Below are 18,742 nucleotides of genomic sequence, written 5' to 3' on the forward strand. Positions count from 1 at the left end.
ACAGAGCCCAGAGCCCCCCAACAACCACAAGGAATCGCCACCATGACTGAATGGACACTGATCTGCCGCATCGAAGACATCCCCGTGCTGGGCTCGCGCCGCGTTGCCCGCCCCCAGGGCCTGGATGTGGCGGTGTTCCGCAACGACGCGGGCGGCGTCTTCGCCCTGCTCGACCGCTGCCCGCACAAGGGCGGCCCCTTGTCGCAAGGCATTGTGTTTGGCACCCATGTGGCCTGCCCCATGCACAACTGGACCATCGGCCTGTGCGACGGCCAGGCATCGGCCCCTGATGAGGGCTGCACCCCCAAGTTCACCGTGAAGGTGGAGGACGGTGCCGTGTACCTGGACGCTGCAGAGCTGGCCACCGTGGCCACGGATTTGACGCGGCCCATCGCCGGGCCTGCACGCCGCACGGTGGGTGCGTAGGCCGTGGCTGAGGGCGCCTTGCGCGCCTGCCCGTACCGCCCCACTCAGCCCCCAAACCTCTGCACCAGCTCAACGGGCTCCATAGCTATAAAAACAATAGCTGCTAGCGCTTATAAATAAAGCGCTAGCGCCGTAAAACATTCAAAGCCACACGCCATGCAAGAAACCAAATCTACCTGCCCCTACTGCGGCGTAGGCTGCGGCGTGATCATCGAAAGCGACGGTGCACAGATCACCGGCGTGCGGGGCGACCCGAACCACCCCGCCAACTTTGGCCGCCTGTGCACCAAGGGCTCGACCCTGCACCTCACGGCCAGCAGCCCCATCACGCTGCAGACCCGGCTGCTGCAGCCCTTGCACCGCGCGCAACGCAGCGATGCCCCTCAGCCGTTGTCGTGGGATGCGGCCCTGGGCTTGGCCACGGACAAGTTTGCCCACACCATCGCCCAGCACGGCCCCGACGCCGTGGGCTTTTACGTCAGCGGCCAGTTGCTGACCGAGGACTACTACGTCTTCAACAAGCTCGCCAAGGGCCTGATCGGCACCAACAACATCGACACCAACTCGCGCCTGTGCATGAGCAGCGCCGTGGCGGGCTACAAGCAGACGCTGGGCGCCGACGCGCCGCCCGCCTGCTACGACGACGTGAAACACGCGCAGTGCCTGTTCATCGTGGGCAGCAACGCAGCCTGGGCGCACCCCATCCTGTTCCGCCGCATTGAAGACGCACGCGCCGCCAACCCCGGCATGAAGGTCATCGTGGCCGACCCGCGCCGCACCGACACGGCGGGCATGGCCGACCTGTTTTTGCCCATCCAGCCGGGCAGCGACGTGATGCTGTTCAACGGCATGCTGCACATCATGCTGTGGGAGGGTTGGATCGACGCCGCCTACATCGGCGCACACACCACGGGCTTTGACGAACTCAAGGCCCTGGTGCGCGACGCCACGCCCGAGCGCGTGGCCCAGGTGTGTGGCATTTCGGTGGCCGACCTGACCACGGCCGCCAAGTGGTTTGCCACCTCGAAAGCGACCCTGAGCCTGTACTGCCAGGGCCTGAACCAGAGCACCAGCGGCACGGCCAAGAACGCCGCCCTCATCAACCTGCACCTGGCCACCGCACAGATCGGCAAGCCCGGCGCAGGCCCCTTCAGCCTGACCGGCCAGCCCAATGCCATGGGCGGGCGCGAGGTGGGGGGCCTGGCCAATCTGCTCAGTGCCCACCGCGACCTGGCCAACCCCCAGCACCGCGCCGAGGTGGCCGCGCTGTGGGGCGTGGCCGATGTGCCCAGCCAGCCCGGTAAGACGGCGGTGGAGATGTTCCAGGCCGCCGCCGACGGCGAGATCAAGGCCCTGTGGATTGCCTGCACCAACCCCGCGCAGAGCATGCCCGACCAGGCCACCGTGCGCCGCGCCCTGCAGCGCGCCGAATTTGTGGTGGTGCAAGAGGCCTTCGCAACGGCCGAGACCGCGCGGTACGCCGACCTGCTGCTGCCTGCCACCACCTGGGGCGAAAAAACCGGCACCGTGACCAACAGCGAACGCCGCATCTCGCGCGTGCGCTCTGCCGTGCCTGCACCCTGCCTGGCGCGCCACGACTGGGCCATTGCGGTGCAGTTTGCGCACCAGCTGGAGGCACGCCTGCGCCCCGGCCAACCCACACTGTTCCCCTACACCACCGAGCATGCGGACCAAGGCTCTGAAACCGTTTGGAACGAGCACCGCGAAAGCACGCGCGGGCGCGACCTGGACATCACCGGCCTGTCGTGGGAGCTGCTCGAATCTGCTGGCCCCCAACAGTGGCCATTGCCCGAGGGCTCCACCACGGGCAAGGCCCGCCTGTACGAGGACGGCATCTTCCCCACCGCCGACGGCCGCGCCCGTTTTGCCGCGCATGCCTGGCAGCCCACGGCGGAGCAGCGCGAATCGCGCTACCCCTTCAGCCTGACCACGGGCCGCCTGCGCGACCAGTGGCACGGCATGACCCGCACCGGCACGCTGGGCCGCCTGTTTGGCCATGTGGCCGAGCCCAGCGTGCAGCTGCACCCGCAGGACATGGAGCGGCGTGGCCTGAAGAACGGCGACCTGGTCTACGTAACGAGCAAGCGCGGCACCATCGTGGTACCCGCGCAGGCCGACACCACCGTGGGCCTGTCGCAGGCCTTCATGGCCATGCACTGGGGCAGCGAATTTTTGAGCGGCTGCTCCTCCACCGGCGAGCGCTTGGCGGGTGTGAATGCGCTCACCACCTCGGCTTATTGCCCCACGTCCAAACAGCCCGAGCTCAAGCACGCGGCGGTGAAGGTGCTCAAGGCCGAGCTACCCTGGACGCTGTTGGCCATGGCCTGGTTGCCCGCCGACAGCGCCCAGGCCGCACGGGAAGCGCTGTCCGCACTGATGGCGCAGTTTCCGTTTGCCAGTTGTGTGCCCTTCAGCAACAACACGCCGCTGGGCGAACCCGGGCGCGAGCGCGTGGGCGTGCTGCTGCGCGCCGCCGCGCACGAAGCCCCGCCGGACGCCACGGTGGAACGCATCGAAGCCCTGATGGGCCTGGCCACCACCGACACGCTGCGCTATGCCGACAAAAAACGCGGCCAGCGCCGCGCCGCACGGCTGGCACGCCACGGTGACACCACCACGCTCGAAGGCATCGTGCTGGCGGGCGACACCAGCGCCGAGGGCTGGCTCAAGACCCTGCTGCAAGAAGAGCTGCCCGCGCAGACCTATGGCCGCCTGCTGCTGGTGCCCGGCGCCAAGGCACCCGTGGCCGTGCAGTCGCGCGGCAAATCGGTGTGCACCTGCTTTAACGTGACGGACACCGCCATCACCGGCGAGCTGGCACACTGCCACGGCACCGACGACGACCGCCTGGCCCAGCTGCAAGGCAAGCTGCGCTGCGGCACCAACTGCGGCTCGTGCCTGCCCGAACTCAAGCGCATGGTGCGCACCACCGGGCCGCTGGCGCCCAAACCCGCGACACAGGCCGTCATATAACCAAAAGTTGTCTGGGTTGCGCCAAAATAGCGCCCCACCCACCTCACTGCCACAACCACCGCACCAGGACTTGTGCAATAGGGCTCCAGCTAGGCATTTTCGGCGCGGACAGTACGCCTGTACGGCAAACCGAAATAACGACGCTGGAGCCCTATTTCACAAGTCCCGCCACACAAAACCATGGCTATCAGTCAGTACATCAAGGAAATCGGTCGCGGCCCGCGCGGCTCCAAGCCGCTCACGCGTGAGCAAGCGGCCGACCTGTTTGGCCAAGTGCTGGACGGCAGCGTGACCGACCTGGAGATTGGCGCCTTCTGCCTGGCCATGCGCATCAAGGGCGAAACGCCCGAAGAGATGTGCGGCTTTCTGGATGCCACGCACCAGCGGCTGGCCAAGTTGCCCGCCACCAGCCGCCCCACCATCGTGCTGCCCAGCTACAACGGTGCCCGCAAGCTGCCGGTGCTGACCCCGCTGCTGGCCCTGCTGCTGGCGCGCGAGGGACTGCCCGTGCTGCTGCACGGCATGCGCACCGAGGCACGCCGCATTTTGGCATCCGATGTGCTTGAAGCGCTGGATATCAAAGCGCTAACAGCTCCTAAAACGATAGCAAATGGAGAAGTGGCACACATCCACACCGAGCGGCTGCACCCCGGCCTGGCGCGCCTGCTGGCTGTGCGCCAGGTGGTGGGCCTGCGCAACCCCGGGCACAGCGCCGTCAAGCTGATGAACCCCTGCGCGGGCCCTGCGGTGGTGGTCACGGCCTACACCCACCCCGAGTACCTGGACATGCTGCACGCCACATTCACCGGCATGGGGATGAGCGCACTGCTCTCGCGCGGACTGGAGGGCGAAGTGGCCACCGATCCGCGCCGCACGCCCCGTTATGACGCCTTTGTGGCGGGCAAGCACCAGCTGCTGGAAGAGCAGCAACCCGGCACCGCCACCGAGGTGCCCGGGCTGCCCACCGAGATCGACGTAGCCACCACCGCCGAGTACACCCGCCAGGTGCTCGCGGGCGCCCTGCCTGTGCCGCCCGCGCTGGCGCGGCAGGTGGAACACATCTTGCGTCTGGCTGAGCAAACCACGAAAGAGACACTGCCATGAGCCGCCCCACACACCCCCATCCTTCAGGCACGGCACGCCCCCATCTGGGCACCGGTGGGCAATGCACCCTGGTGGGCGCAGGGCCCGGCGACCCTGAGCTGCTGACGATCAAAGCCCTCAAGGCCATCCAGGCCGCCACGGTGCTGCTGGTGGACGACTTGGTGAGCGACGCCATCGTGGCCCACGCCTCGCCCAGCGCCCGCATCGTGTACGTGGGCAAGCGCGGCGGCTGCAAGAGCACGCCCCAGGCGTTCATCGAAAAGCTGATGCTGATGGCCGTGAACGAGGGCGAGAACGTGGTGCGCCTCAAAGGGGGCGATCCGTTCATCTTTGGGCGCGGCGGCGAAGAGGTGGAGCACCTGCGCGCAGCCGGTGTGCCCGTCGCCGTCATCAACGGTATCACCGCGGGGTTGGCCGGGCTCACCTCGCTGGGCGCCCCACTCACGCACCGCGAGCATGCGCACGGCGTAGTGTTTGTCACCGGCCATGCCAAGCCAGGCGACACCGGCACCGACTGGGTCGCACTGGCCCGCACTGCCCGCGACGCCAAGCTCACCCTGGTGATCTACATGGGCGTGAGCGGCGCCGCCGCCATCGAGCAAGAGCTGCTCAGCGGCGGCCTGCCCGCCAGCACGCCCGTGGCCATCATCCAGCACGCCAGCCTGCCACAGCAGCGGCATGCGATAGCCACACTGGGCACGCTGCACACCACCCTCGTCCAAGAGGAACTGGGCAGCCCTTCGGTGATCGTGGTGGGCGATGTGGTGCGGGGCGTGGCCCTGGCCACGCAAGAGGCTGCCGACGCCGCCCCTCTGGCCCGCAGCGCGGGCTGACAGCTGCAGCGGCTGCGATGGCAGCCGCCGCTGCACCGCCCCGCGTGGGGGCATAAACCACACATTTAACAGAGCCTTACAAGCCCAACGCGCCTTGCAGCGCGTGGCGGCTGGGCTGCGCATAGCATTTGAGACGCGTTTGCAATTGGTTTGCAATCCACTCCCCGCTTTGGCGCACCACCACAGCCCGTGCCACCCGCTGGCCGCTGCCCTGCGCGTGGCACCCAAAGCATGTCCATCCCATCCTTTGGAAAGAAGCCCCTGCATGAAAGCCCACACGCTTTGGAAACAACTCGCCCTGGCCGGTTGCCTGCTGACCAGCAGCCTCGCCTGGAGCTACGAAATCAGCGCTGGCAAAGTGCTCAACGACGCAGGCCAGCCCGTGCAACTGCGCGGTGTGAACTGGTTTGGCTTTGAGACCAACAACAACGTGGTGCACGGTCTGTGGGCCCGCAACTGGAAGGACATGATCACCCAGATGCAGGGCCAGGGCTTTAACGCCGTGCGCCTGCCGTTTTGTCCCACCACCCTGCGCGGCAACGCGCCCAACAGCATCGACTACAGCCGCAACGCCGACCTGCAAGGCCTGAGCGCGCTGCAAGTGATGGACAAGGTCATCAACGAGCTGAGCAACCGCGGCATGTACGTGCTGCTGGACCACCACACGCCCGACTGCCAAAGCATCAGCGAGCTTTGGTACACCTCTAGCTACAGCGAGCAGCATTGGATTACCGACCTGACCTTTGTGGCCCAGCGCTACGTGAACGTGCCCGGCGTGATTGGCCTGGACATCAAGAACGAGCCCCACGGCAGCGCCACCTGGGGCACCGGCAATGCCGCCACCGACTGGAACCGCGCGGCAGAGCGCGCCGCAGCCGCCGTGCTGCAGGTGGCACCCAAGTGGCTGATTGCCGTGGAAGGCATTGGCGAGAACCCCAGCTGCTCCAGCAGCGGCGGGCACTTCTGGGGCGGCAGCCTGGAGCCCCTGGAGTGCACGCCGCTGAACATTCCGGCCAACCGCCTGCTGCTGGCACCGCACGTGTACGGGCCCGATGTGTACGTGCAGTCGTACTTCAATGCCGCCAATTTCCCGGCCAACATGCCCGCCATCTGGGACCAGCACTTTGGCCGCTTCGTTCAGTCGGGCTACGCCGTCATGCTGGGTGAGTTTGGCGGCAAATACGGCCGTGGCGATGCCCGCGATGTGCAGTGGCAAAACGCCCTGGTGGACTACCTGGTGGGCAAAGGCATTCGCAGCGGCTTTTACTGGTCGTGGAACCCCAACAGCGGCGACACCGGCGGCATCTTGAACGACGACTGGAGCACAGTGCGCACCGACAAAGTGCAGTTGCTGCAAAAGCTGTGGGGCGATGGCACAACGCCTACGCCCGCCCCTAACCCGACACCTGATCCAACGCCAACGCCGACTCCCACCCCAACCCCCGACCCAACGCCAACCCCTACGCCCAGCCCTAACTTTGCTGTGCTGCAGACGGTGGACAGCGACTGGGGCGCTGGCTACTGCCAGCGTGTCAAGATCAGCAACCTGGGCAGCGCCAGCGGCACCTGGGCCATCACGCTGCCCATCAGCGGCAAGGTCAACAACCTCTGGAACGCGGTGTGGACCCAGTCTGGCAGCAGCTTGAACGCATCCGGGGTGGACTGGAACAAGACCCTGGCACCGGGCGCGGCAGCCGAGTTTGGCTTCTGCGCGGCACGCTGATCGCAACGGCCGAGCCTTCCGCGCAGGCCCCATCAAAAAGGCCCGGACAACATCCGGGCCTGACCATGGGAGCAGAGCGTGCGATGCCCAGGGCGTGCCTCACTGCCCCGCAGTCTGGCGCACCTGGGCAAAGCGCTCGGCCAACTCCTTGCGCAGCGTCTTGCGCATCACCGCCGCATCCCAGCGGCGGCGCTCATCGGGGGTGGAGGGAGACAGCGGCGGCACGGGCACAGACTTGCGGTTTTCGTCCACCGCCACCATGGTGAAGAAGCAGCTGTTCACGTGCCGCACCACCTGCGATCGGATCTCCTCGGCCACCACCTTCACGCCCACTTCCATCGAAGAGCTGCCGGTGTAGTTCACGCTGGCCAAAAAGGTCACCAACTCGCCCACATGGATGGGCTGCAAAAACATCACCTGGTCCACGCTCAGCGTCACGGTGTAGCAGCCCGAATACCGGCTGGCGCAGGAATACGCCACCTGATCGAGCAACTTGAGAATGGCGCCGCCGTGCACGTTGCCTGAAAAATTGGCCATGTCAGGCGACATGAGCACGGTCATGCTGAGTTGGTGTGAAGGGATGTTCATGCTGCGATTTTAGAAACCGCGCAGGCGTCTGAGGGCCTTGCATTGCGCTACATCACACAACCAGCATCCGCCGTGGCAGCTTCGCTACACTCGCGCAGCGCGGTCCCACCGGCGCACGGAGGAAAACCCATGATTCAACTAGAAAAACTCAACGAATTCACCGAAAGCCACGGCGCACTGCGCACGGGCAAGGGCCTGGTGTCAGGCGTTATCGCGCTGACACTCGCCATCCTTTGCCTGCTGGGTGTGCTGGCGTTTCACTTTCCGCAGTACCTCACCACACCCGAGCTGCGCAAGAGCTACGACGTGAACGTGATTCGCACCATCATGCTGGCCGCCATGGCCATTGCCGGGGGCATCTCGCTGGTCAACATCCTGTTCAACCGCGCCCGCTGGCTGGCCACTTTCTCTTTCGCCATGGTGGCCCTGGCCGCCTTGCTGGGCGGCCACAAGGTGGAGGTGAACCCGAACTTCCCCGACCACACGCCCTACATCGGGCTGGACTGGTTCATCCTCGACCTGCTGGGCAGCTCGCTCATCTTCATCTTCATCGAAAAGCTGTTCGCCCACCGCAAGGACCAACCCATCTTTCGCGCCGAGTGGCAAACCGACTTTCACCACTTCATCGTGAACCACATGGTGGTGGGCTTTGTGCTGCTGGCCACCAACCTCATCGTGCACAAGTTCTTTGGCTGGGCCGCCAGTGACGGTGTGCGCGGCTGGGTGCAGGGCCTGAACTTTTGGGTGGCGCTGTTTGGCATCATCCTGGTGGCCGACCTGGTGCAGTACTGGACGCACCGCGCCTACCACGAGGTGCCGCTGCTGTGGCGCCTGCACGCGGTGCACCACAGCGTCAAAAGCATGGACTGGATGGCCGGGTCGCGCCAGCACATCCTGGAGCTGATCATCACCCGCTCGATGGTGCTGGCGCCCATCTATGTGCTGGGCTTCAGCAAGGAAGTGATCGACGCGTACATCGTCATCGTGGGCTTCCAGGCCGTTTTCAACCACGCCAACGTGAGCGTGCGCCTGGGCCCACTGCGCTACGTGCTGGTCACGCCCAACTTCCACCACTGGCACCACAGCCAGGACCAGGAAGCGCTCGATAAAAACTACGCCGCGCACTTCGCCTTTTTGGACTACCTGTTCGGCACCGCCGTGAAAAGCACAAAGCTCTGGCCAGAGCACTATGGCGTGCTGGGCGACTACGTGCCCAACGGGTTCTTCAAGCAGCTGAAGTTTCCGTTCACCTGGAAGGGGTGAGCGCTGGGTTTGGGTTGGCACGTCGCCAAACCACAACGCCTTGAAACAATCAAACGCGAACCATTCTCAATAAATTTACAATACACGCCTTCGTTAGCAAGCCGTGCCCCCTGAAGGAGCAGCGCAGCCAGCCAGTTGTCTGACCTTGTTCAGGATCCCGCATGCGCTCTTTGTGCCTTGCTGGCAGCCCCCGTGCTGCCCTCTCTCACCTTCACCCCATTGCGCTGGCCGCGGCGCTGCTCACCCTGAGCCCAGCGTGGGCACAAAGCCCGCCCGCAGAGCAAGCCACCACGCAAACCGAGGCGGCCTCCACCGCCGACGCCGTGGTAGAGCCCAAGTCGCTGGATCACATCACCATCTCTGGCGCACGCGAAAGCGCCTCCACCCGCCTGCCGCTGACACCGCGCGAGAACCCGCAATCCACCAACACGGTGGACCGTGCACAGATGGAGCGCCAATCGCTCACCAGCATCGACGCGGTGCTGCGCAACGTGACGGGCATTGCGGTGAGCTTTTACGACACACAGCGCCCGCTCTACTACGCGCGGGGCTTTCAGATCACCGACTTCAAGGTCGATGGCCTGCCCACGTACAGCGGCGGCACCAACCAGGAGTACGACACTGCGCTGTACGAGCGCATCGACGTGGTGCGCGGTGCCAACGGCATCCTCACAGCCATTGGCGTGCCCTCGGCCACGGTGGACATGATCCGCAAACGCCCGCAGCGGGAGTTTGCTGCCTCGGTCGCGCTGACGGCGGGGTCATGGAACCTGTGGCGCGGCGAGCTGGACTTGAACACCCCACTGAACAGCGACGGCAGCGTGCGCAGCCGCCTGGTGGTGGCGCCGCAAACCAAGGAGAGCTTTCACGACCGCTACCAGGAAGACAAAACCGCCCTGCTCGCCGCCATCGAGGCGGACCTGGGCAACGCCACCGTGGCGACGGTGGGCTTTCAGCGCCAGCGCAATGTGCCCGAGGCGCCCATCTGGGGCACCATCTCACGCTTTGCTGCAGACGGCGGTTTGGCCAACCTGCCGGTGTCCACCAGCTTCTCACCATCATGGACGCGCTGGGAGCGCACCTCGTCCACGCTCTACGCCAACGTGGACCACCAGATCAACGAGGACTGGAGTGCCAAAGTCAGCCTGAACCACACCGAGGGCGACTCCTTTCGGCTGGCCACTTACGGATCGGGCTACGTCGACCGCAGCACAGGCGCGGGCATGACGCTGCGCGCGGCCGTGAGTGGCGGCACCGAAACCCAGGACACCCTGGACGCCTACCTGTCCGGCAAGGTGCAGCTGGGCGGTCGCAAGCACGACCTGGTGGTGGGCATGAGCGCATCGCGCGTAGAGGCCCACACCGACAGCTACAGCAGCCTGACGGGCTGGACCTACAACATTCCCAACCTCTACACCTGGGACGGCAGCGCGCCCGCGCCCACCTACCGCGCCACCGGCGCCTTCTCAGAACAGATCACGCGCCAGACGGGCCTGTACGCATCGGCCCGCTGGCGCCTGAGTGACCCGCTCTCGCTGCTGACAGGCGCCCGCATCACCGACTGGCACCGGCAGACAGACGCCTACAACACCAGCGGCGCCTACACCGCCACCTCGGCCATCCAGGACGAAAACCGCAAGATCACGCCGTTTTTGGGCGTGGTGTACGAGCTGACGCCCACGCTGTCGGCCTACGCCAGCCACAGCCGCATCTTCAACCCGCAAAACTACAAGGACGTGAACAACCAACCGCTGAGCGCGGTGGTGGGTTCCAACACCGAAGCAGGCCTGAAGGCCGAACTGCTGGAGCGGCGTGTGCAGGCCAACCTCGCACTGTTCCAGACCAAGCAAAACAACTACGGCGTGCGCGACAGCAGCGTGCCCGAGGCCAGCCTGCCCGATGGCACCAGCGCCTACAAAACCGTCAACGGCACGCGTTCACACGGTTTTGAGATCGAAGTGTCTGGCTTGATCAACCGCCAATGGCGCGCGAAGGCGGGCTTCACCCGCACCATGGTCACCCGCGCCGCCACCGACCTCATCTACGCCAACCTGCCCGAATACCAGCTGCAACTGGGCTCTGACTACCAGTTCACCGGCGCACTCGCGCCCTTGTCGATAGGCGGTGATGTGCAGTGGCAAAGCAAGATCGTGGGCTACAACATCCCCCACCCCACGCTGGGCACGGTCACCGTCACCGAATCGCCCATGGCGCTGGTCAACCTGCGCGCCACCTGGAAGTTCAACCCCAAGCTCAGCGCCACACTCGCCATCAACAATCTGACAAGCAAGAAATACTGGGCCAACCTCGACTATCCCAACTACGGCGACCCACGCAACGTGAGCGTGACGCTGCGAGCGGCGTTTTGAGGGCTTGCCTATAAGGCATAGCACACCGCGCACGCCCGGGAATAAGGGCCATGGTGGCTGGCCCTGATCCCCCAGCTGTACCGCCATGCGCTAGGCGGTACAGCCTCAAGAACTTTCGCCCGCCGAGTCGCCAAGGCACCGGGCACTCGGCATAAGCAAACGCCCTTTCCTTCCAGCTCCAAGAGAGCGAAAAGTCAGCGCATCCAAACACTAGCGGCAGCATGCCAAGCCGGAATGAAGCCCTGCACAGCCTGAAGACCTCTGCCAAAAGGCGGTTGATAGCAAGGGAGATGCCTGCGCAACATCAATGAGGTAAGCGGCGGAGTCCCACACATGCCAAACCAAGGCGATTCATCGCTTTGAGCCCATTAGAATCCAGCGCTTTACTTTAATTTACAAGCAGAAACATGAAGCTCATTTATGCAGCATTGGCATCCGCAATTCTGACTGCATGCGGAGGGGGTGGGAGTACAGGAGATACAGGCGTAGCGCCTACGACACCCGCCGGTGGGGGCGAAGGTGGGAGTAACTCCAGTGGAATCATTACATTCACCGACGGTGATTACTACACATTCAAAATAGAAAGAGTAGTCACAAGAAACGGTATAGCGACTTCCGAACCTTCAACGTACTACACCTATACCATCCAAAATACCCAACCCAATAGAGCGCACCAGAGGATCTACACATCATGGCCATACGTAAAACAACTTATCACATACAACAGCAATAACTCTATCACATCGACAACCGCTCCATACGCAAATTGCACATATACAGAAGGTTTGGACAATCCTACATTTGATATGCAGATAGGTCAGCAATGGGATTCCACATACAGCAGAAAATGTGACCAGGGTAGCCAAGGCTCATCAGTTCAATATCAATACCAACACCACTCAAAGGGAACCATCTCCTCCAAAGACCCGATAAAAACAGAGGCCGGCGATTTTATTGCATATAAAGCAGACAGAGTCAGAGAGGATACAGGCTCAGACACAAGCACACTCAAAGGAAGTTGCTGGTACGATGAAAAAACATCTATTGTTGTCATGTGCGATCAGACGTCCTACACAACCGCCACGAGCACATTAACAACCACAAACGTTGAAAGTAGGTCGAAGATTACTCTTATCGGAATCAACGCAAAAAATCACCCAGTCAAAAAACTGACAGCGGCCACATACTTTGGATCCTGGGAGTTGGCATTCACTGACACAGACCCTGGAAAATGCTCCATCCAAATAACACCAGATAAAAAAATCAGCGGCCATTGCGAGAGCAAGTCCACTTCATTTTCAGTATCTGGATTAATAAATGACGATGGAGGATTCGAAGCAGCAGGCACAGACGGAAGCAAGTTCCAAGGCAAATTAAGTGGCTCGGTAAGCTCCAGCGGCACTTGGTTCAGCACGATATACAACAATACTTCTGGCACTTGGACTGCCACCCGCCTTTAAAAATTTGTAGTAGCTCTGCATCAACGTAAAGGTGCTGCACACCACCCATCGCCCATTCATCCACGTTTTGCGCGATAGGTGGATGGGTATCTCCCTCAGCTGTCTTCCGCCCACTTTCCACGCGCCTACAAGAAGTCAGCAAACAAACCCAACATGACTATGAAACTCATTTCTTGCCTACTGGCAGCAACCGTTGCAACTGCCATTTCCGCTTGTGGAGGCGGGGGCGGAGGGGATACCACCAACACACCGGTAACGCCTGTTACGCCTGTTACGCCTGTGGCACCTACCCCAACGCCAGGTGGGGGCAGCACTGGAGACACCAGCAGTACACAACCCGTCAAATTCACCGATGGTGATACCTATACCTACAAAGTCGAGCGCACTGACTTTTTAAATGGGATTGCAGCCAGCCCCGAAGTCTCACATTACACGTATACGATCCGTAATTCAAAATCCAATTTTGAACATGAGCGCATTTATACGGCCCCGTCCCGCGATCAACAGCTAGAAACCTACAACAACAATAACTTCCAGACCAACATTGCATACGCCCAGTATGGCTGCGCCATGACCGAAGGACAAGATGGTCCTGGATTCACGCTGAAAGTGGGCCACCAATGGGATTCACGCTACTCATCCAAATGCACCAAGGATGTCACTTATCCATCAGACTATCATTCCACTGGCGGCATTACAGCCAAAGAAACCATCAAAACGGAAGCTGGTGATTTCTCTGCATACAAAGCAGAAAAGTCGCGTGAGCAGAAAAATCAATCATTCACAAGCATTTTGAAATCCATCTGCTGGCATGATGAGAAAACTGCCATGGTGGTCGCCTGCGATGAGACATATCGAACTACAGGGCTTGATGGCAAGACGCTGGAGCACAACCTCAAAACTACGCTGATAGGAATCAACGTAAAAAATCATACGACCAAAGCATTGACACCGACGGTATATGCGGGCGAGTGGCAGGTTTCCTTTTCAGGAACTCTAGCAGGATGGTGCAATGCTAAAATAAGTGCCAATGGCGACATGTCTGGCACATGCAGATCCCAAGACTCATACTCCACAGCAACAGGTAAAATTGCGGGTGATGGCACTATGCGTATTCGCAGTGGCAACTACGAATTTTCTGGCAAGCTCTCAAACAGCTTAGAAGTCAGCAACACTTCGTCTGGAACGTTACCCGCCAACTACTCCATTAACTGGACAGCCAAACATAATTAGTTCCGAAATTTCAACGGAATTTTCATAATCTTTGGGATTTTGTGTACTCACATCCATTTTTTGACGCCGTCATCATCGGCGCTGGCGCCGCTGGCTTGTTTTGCGCGGGCCAGGCGGGCCAGCGGGGCCTGAAGGTGCTGCTCATCGACCACAGTGACAAGGTGGCCGAGAAGATCCGCATCTCAGGCGGGGGCGGTGCAACTTCACCAACCGCGATCTGGATGTGCGGGCGCCGCACAAGCATTTTGTGGGGCAGAACCCGCAGTTTTGCCGCTCGGCGCTGTCGCGCTACACCCCGACCGATTTCATCGCGCTGGTGCAAAAGCACGGCATCCCCTTCCATGAAAAGCACAAGGGCCAGTTGTTTGCCGACCGCTCGGCCGAAGACATCATCCAGATGCTGCTGGCCGAGTGCGATGCGGGCCAGGTCACGCGGTGGCAGCCTTGCAGTGTCAAAAACATAGCCTTTTTGCCGTCTAGCGCATATGGATCAGGCGCTGGCAGCTATCAAATTGATACCAACCAAGGCCCGGTGCACACGCGCAGCGTGGTGGTGGCAACGGGGGGCCTGTCGATTCCCAAAATCGGTGCGACGGACCTGGGCTACCGGCTGGCGCAACAGTTCAACATTCCGCTGGTGGAGCGGCGTCCCGGGCTGGTGCCGCTGACTTTCGATGGTGCGGATTGGGCTCCCTACGCCCAACTGTCAGGGCTGGCGCTGCCGGTGCAAATCAGCACGGGCAGCAAGAAAGAGCGCATGGCGTTTGACGAGGATTTGCTGTTCACCCACCGTGGCCTGTCGGGCCCGGCGGTGCTGCAAATTTCCAGCTACTGGCGCGAGGGCACGCCGCTGGCTGTGAACCTGGCCCCCACGGTGGATTTGCCCGAGGCGCTGCAGCAGGCCAAGGCCCGCTCGCGCAAGCTGATTGCCAATGAGCTGGCCACACTGGTACCCAGCCGCCTGGCCGATGCGTGGGCGCAGCGCGAGGCCGACTGGCAACGCCCCGTGGCCGAAGCATCAGACAAAGCCCTGGCCAAGCTGGCCGAGCAACTGGCCCGCTGGGAGCTGACGCCCACGGGCACCGAGGGCTACAAAAAGGCCGAGGTGACGCTGGGCGGCGTGGACACCAAAGCGCTGTCGCAGCAGACCATGGAGTGCAAGGCCCAGCCGGGGCTGTACTTCATTGGCGAGGTGGTGGACATCACCGGCTGGCTGGGCGGCTACAACTTTCAGTGGGCCTGGGCCAGCGGCATGGCCTGCGCGCAGGCGCTGCCAGGTGCGCAGCCCACCGAGGCCGCGTAAACAGCCACCAGCACGGATGGCCCCGTCGCGCCACGGTCCGCTGCGCCGCCACGGTGTTGCGATCACCCCGGCGTAGTGACCTGGGAGGCACTGGCTGCCAGTTGCGGTGGTGGGGGTGCCGAGGACAGGAACGTCGGGTTCTGCAACGCCCACACCTCCAGTTGCTGCGGTGGCAGGGGGCGGCTGAAGTAGTAGCCCTGCAGCTCCTCGCAGTCCAGCGCACTGAGCACCTGCGCCGTGACCAGGTCTTTGACGCCTTCGGCCACTATCTTGAGCCCCAGGGTATGCCCCAGCGCAATCACCGCCCGGGTGATGGCCATGTCGGCCGGGTTGGTGAGCATGTCGTGCACAAACGATTTATCGACCTTGAGCCGGTCGATCTCGAAACGCTTGAGATAGCCCAGGCTGGAGTAGCCGGTGCCGAAGTCGTCAATCGCCAATTGCACCCCCAGCGCCTTGAGGGCGGCGAGCTGCTGCGCGGCGGCGTCGGCGTTGTCCATGAGCTGGGATTCGGTGATCTCCAGCTCCAGCCGGTGGGCGGGCACGCCCGTGCGCTGCAACAGCGCCGCTATGTCGGGCACGAGATGGGGATCGGCCAGCTGGGTGGCCGAGAGGTTGACTGACACGGCCACGCCACACAACGGGTGCGGGAGCCCATCGGTAACAGGCAAGGCCTGCCATTGCACCCACTGCAGGCACGCCTGCTCCAGTACCCAGGCGCCAATGGCGCGGATCATGCCGGTCTCTTCGGCAATCGGAATGAAGTCCATGGGCGGCACGGAGCCCAGCACCGGGTGGCGCCAGCGCAGCAAAGCCTCCACACCCTGCAAGCGCCCGCCACGGGCGCTGACGCGGGGCTGGTAGTGCACGTGCAACTCGTCCCGCTCCAGCGCGCGGCGCAAGTGTTGCTCCATCGACTGGCGGGCCTGGGCGCGCTGGTCGGTCTCGACCGAATAGAACATGGCCATATCCCGGCCGGTGGTCTTGGCCTCGTACATGGCGGCATCGGCGCGGCGCATGAGCTCGTCCAGGTCGGCACCGTCCTCGGGGTACACCGCAATGCCCACGCTGCACGATACGTTCAGCTCATGCCCTTCCACCGGGTGGCTTTGGCGGATGAGCGGGATCAGGCGGCGCTCGACCAGTTGCTGCACGTCGTCGCGGCCCGCCACGTCGCGCATCACCACCACAAACTCATCACCTCCCAGACGGCTCACGGTGTCCAGCGCGCGCACCGCCTGCACCAGCCGCGCCGCCACCGAACGCAGCAACCCGTCGCCAATGTGGTGGCCCAGCGTGTCGTTGATGGTCTTGAAGCGGTCCAGATCGATGAACAGCACGGCCACCTGGGTGCCCGACTCTTTGGCCTGCACCAGCGCCCGCTGCAGGTGCTGCACGCACAGCGAGCGATTGGGCAGCTCGGTCAGCACGTCGTGGTGCGCCAGAAACTGGATGCGCTCTTCGTTGAGCTTGCGGTCGGTGATGTCGATGGCGATGCCGATGTGGTTGGACACCAGCCCGTCCTTGCCCTCGCGCACGGCCGACACCATGAGCCAGGCCGGGTAGGTCTCTCCCGAGCGGCGGCGAAAACGCACCTCGCCCTGCCATGACTCCTTGTCGCGCATGGTGTTCGCCATCTGCACTTCCAAGGGCTCGCCCGTGCCTTCCTCCAGCAGCATGCCCAGGCTCTCGCCAATCAGCTCGTAGAAGTCGTAGTGGGTGCTGCGGCAAAACGCCTTGTTCACGCTGAGCACCTGGTGCTGGGCGTCCATGATGATGATGCCCTCGGACGAGGCCTCAAACACCTTGGCCCACAGCTCCAGGCGCTGCTCCATTACCTTGAGCACGTTGATGGGCGTGAACGAGGTCAGCACCGCATCGCGCCCCTGGTAGTGCAGGCGGCGGGCCGACAGCACGGCCCATGAGGGCTCTGCGCCGCCCTTCCAGCGCACCTCAAACTCATCCACCGAGCCCAGATCGGCCAGGCGCTGGAAGAACCGCGCGCGCACCCCAGGCTCCAGGCCCGCCACCCAGGGGTCCCGCCCCGGCCGTTGAGCCACGGGCTGGCGGGTGCGTTGGCATGCAGCACTTCGTGCTCAGGGATGGAGGTGACCATCAGCGCAATCGGGAAGGCCTCTACCAGCTCGCGCTGCGCCTGCGCGGCACGGGCGCTGGCGGCCAGCTCTTGCTGCAGCAGGCGCTCGCGGTCCAGCTGGGCCAGCATGTCGTTGAAGGCTGTGACCAGGCGGCCGATTTCATCGCGGCTGCTCCAGCGCGCGCGCAGGCTGTGGTCGCCGCTGTGGCGCACCTCATCGGCCACCTTGGCCAGGTGCTGCAGGGGCTTGGCGATCTGGCGGGCTACCAGGGTCACCAGGCTCAAGATGCAACCCAGCAGCACCAGCGCGGTGCCCAGGTGCAGCCACATGCGGGCAAACAACCCGTCGACCCGCTGGGCCAGCAGACGGTCCAGGTCGGTGATGCCGGAGTCCCACGCCCAGGTCAGTGCCTGCAGCACCTTGGCCTGCTGCTGCGCCACATCGGCCACACTGCGGCGCGACTCCCCCGCCGCCATGGCCTGCAGCAGGCTCTGCAGCTCCATCAGCGACGCTTTCAGCGCCTCGCGCTGGCCACCCAGCGCCTTGTGCATCTCGGGCGTGCCCGCGATGAAAGCCTGGTTGTAGTCCGACTCGATGCCCAGCATGACGGCATCCAGCCGCCCGGCCAGCGTCAGCAGCTCCGACGACCACTGGGGGCCGCGCGCTGGCGGGCTGGCCTGCAAGAACACCATGGTGTCGTGCACCGCCTGCAGCAACTCTGGGAAGCGCAACACCACCAGCGACATCACGTAGTAGCTGTCCAGCGCCGGGTCCAGGATCAGGTTGGACTGGTTGGCCACGGTGGTCAGCAGCTCGCGCCCATCGCGCAGCAGCTGCCCCCGGGCTGCCGCCAGCGCAGCCAGGCTGGCCTGGGGCGCTGCCTTCAATCCTGCCTGGGCTCTCTCCTGCAAGGCCGCAAAACGGCCCAACGCATCGCTGAAGCGTTGGCTGGCGGGGGCCGTGTGCAGCTTGTCGTCGTGGGCGTCGCGCATGGCAGACAAACGCTCCTGCACGGCCAGCACCGACGGCGCCACCCCAGGGGCCTGCAAAAACTGCCCCATCAACCCATCGCGCACCACCGAGGCATAGGCCGTGCCCACGGTCTCCTTGCGGGTGAAATCAATCGCCTCGTTCTTCTCGTGGATCAGGATGCTGGAGACATAGATGACGGCCGTGAGATCGAGCAGGTAGATCAGCATCAGCTTGCGCCCCACACTCAGGCGCCCTAGCCAAGCCGACAAGCGGTGCGTGATGGGCATGTTTGCGGGCCTTCACAGAAGATGTAGCCATTTGTAAATACTTTGCAAATTCAAAGCAAAAACCAAGCCACAGCCCCTTTGCAACGCCTTG

At 63.2% G+C, this 18,742-nt stretch carries 10 protein-coding genes and 2 pseudogenes; 10 read left to right on the forward strand and 2 right to left on the reverse strand.

Annotated elements, in window-relative coordinates; genetic code table 11:
• Nucleotides 1–42: 42 nt before the first annotated feature.
• The 5 genes from nirD (at nt 43) to EAG14_RS12800 (ending at nt 7,080) form a co-directional block, all read left to right on the forward strand.
• On the forward strand, nt 43–426 hold the full coding sequence (gene nirD / locus EAG14_RS12780) for a nitrite reductase small subunit NirD (RefSeq protein WP_099655083.1): 384 nt from the start codon (nt 43–45) through the stop codon (nt 424–426).
• A 156-nt stretch (nt 427–582) separates the two neighbouring features.
• Complete coding sequence (locus EAG14_RS12785; protein ID WP_121729078.1) at nt 583–3,420, forward strand: nitrate reductase; 2,838 nt, start codon at nt 583–585, stop codon at nt 3,418–3,420.
• A gap of 180 nt (nt 3,421–3,600) precedes the next feature.
• Nucleotides 3,601–4,524: a DNA-binding protein YbiB gene (ybiB, locus tag EAG14_RS12790; RefSeq protein WP_099740819.1), complete on the forward strand. Its 924-nt coding sequence runs from the start codon at nt 3,601–3,603 to the stop codon at nt 4,522–4,524.
• Entirely contained in the window at nt 4,521–5,357 is an 837-nt protein-coding gene (gene cobA / locus EAG14_RS12795; protein WP_121729079.1) for a uroporphyrinogen-III C-methyltransferase, read from the forward strand. Before ybiB ends, cobA begins: the two co-directional genes overlap by 4 nt.
• Nucleotides 5,358–5,622: 265 nt before the next feature.
• Nucleotides 5,623–7,080, forward strand: a complete 1,458-nt coding sequence (locus tag EAG14_RS12800) for a cellulase family glycosylhydrolase (protein ID WP_121729080.1) — start codon at nt 5,623–5,625, stop codon at nt 7,078–7,080.
• 99 nt (nt 7,081–7,179) lie between these two features.
• Here the strand turns inward: EAG14_RS12800 and EAG14_RS12805 are convergent, their stop codons facing one another.
• Nucleotides 7,180–7,668, reverse strand: coding sequence for an acyl-CoA thioesterase (locus tag EAG14_RS12805; protein ID WP_099655078.1), 489 nt, complete (start codon nt 7,666–7,668; stop codon nt 7,180–7,182).
• Nucleotides 7,669–7,797: 129 nt separating this feature from the next.
• On the opposite strand from EAG14_RS12805, the gene EAG14_RS12810 reads away from it, so the two are divergent.
• The 5 genes and pseudogenes from EAG14_RS12810 (at nt 7,798) to EAG14_RS12820 (ending at nt 15,296) form a co-directional block, all read left to right on the forward strand.
• Nucleotides 7,798–8,931 (forward strand): sterol desaturase family protein, encoded by a 1,134-nt coding sequence (locus tag EAG14_RS12810; protein ID WP_121729081.1) that lies wholly within the window; start codon nt 7,798–7,800, stop codon nt 8,929–8,931.
• Between the two features lie 161 nt (nt 8,932–9,092).
• Complete coding sequence (locus EAG14_RS12815; protein ID WP_121729082.1) at nt 9,093–11,300, forward strand: TonB-dependent siderophore receptor; 2,208 nt, start codon at nt 9,093–9,095, stop codon at nt 11,298–11,300.
• 407 nt (nt 11,301–11,707) lie between these two features.
• Nucleotides 11,708–12,760, forward strand: a complete 1,053-nt coding sequence (locus EAG14_RS22835) for a hypothetical protein (protein WP_162995993.1) — start codon at nt 11,708–11,710, stop codon at nt 12,758–12,760.
• Between the two features lie 159 nt (nt 12,761–12,919).
• A complete protein-coding gene (locus EAG14_RS22840; RefSeq protein ID WP_162995994.1) occupies nt 12,920–13,993 on the forward strand; it encodes a hypothetical protein in 1,074 nt (357 codons plus the stop codon).
• Between the two features lie 41 nt (nt 13,994–14,034).
• Nucleotides 14,035–15,296: pseudogene (locus tag EAG14_RS12820) on the forward strand (NAD(P)/FAD-dependent oxidoreductase).
• 62 nt (nt 15,297–15,358) lie between these two features.
• Here EAG14_RS12820 and EAG14_RS12825 read toward each other — a convergent pair.
• Nucleotides 15,359–18,651, reverse strand: a pseudogene (locus EAG14_RS12825) (EAL domain-containing protein).
• Nucleotides 18,652–18,742: the final 91 nt, after the last annotated feature.

It is taken from the genome of Acidovorax sp. 1608163 (assembly GCF_003669015.1).
GTDB lineage: Bacteria > Pseudomonadota > Gammaproteobacteria > Burkholderiales > Burkholderiaceae_C > Acidovorax.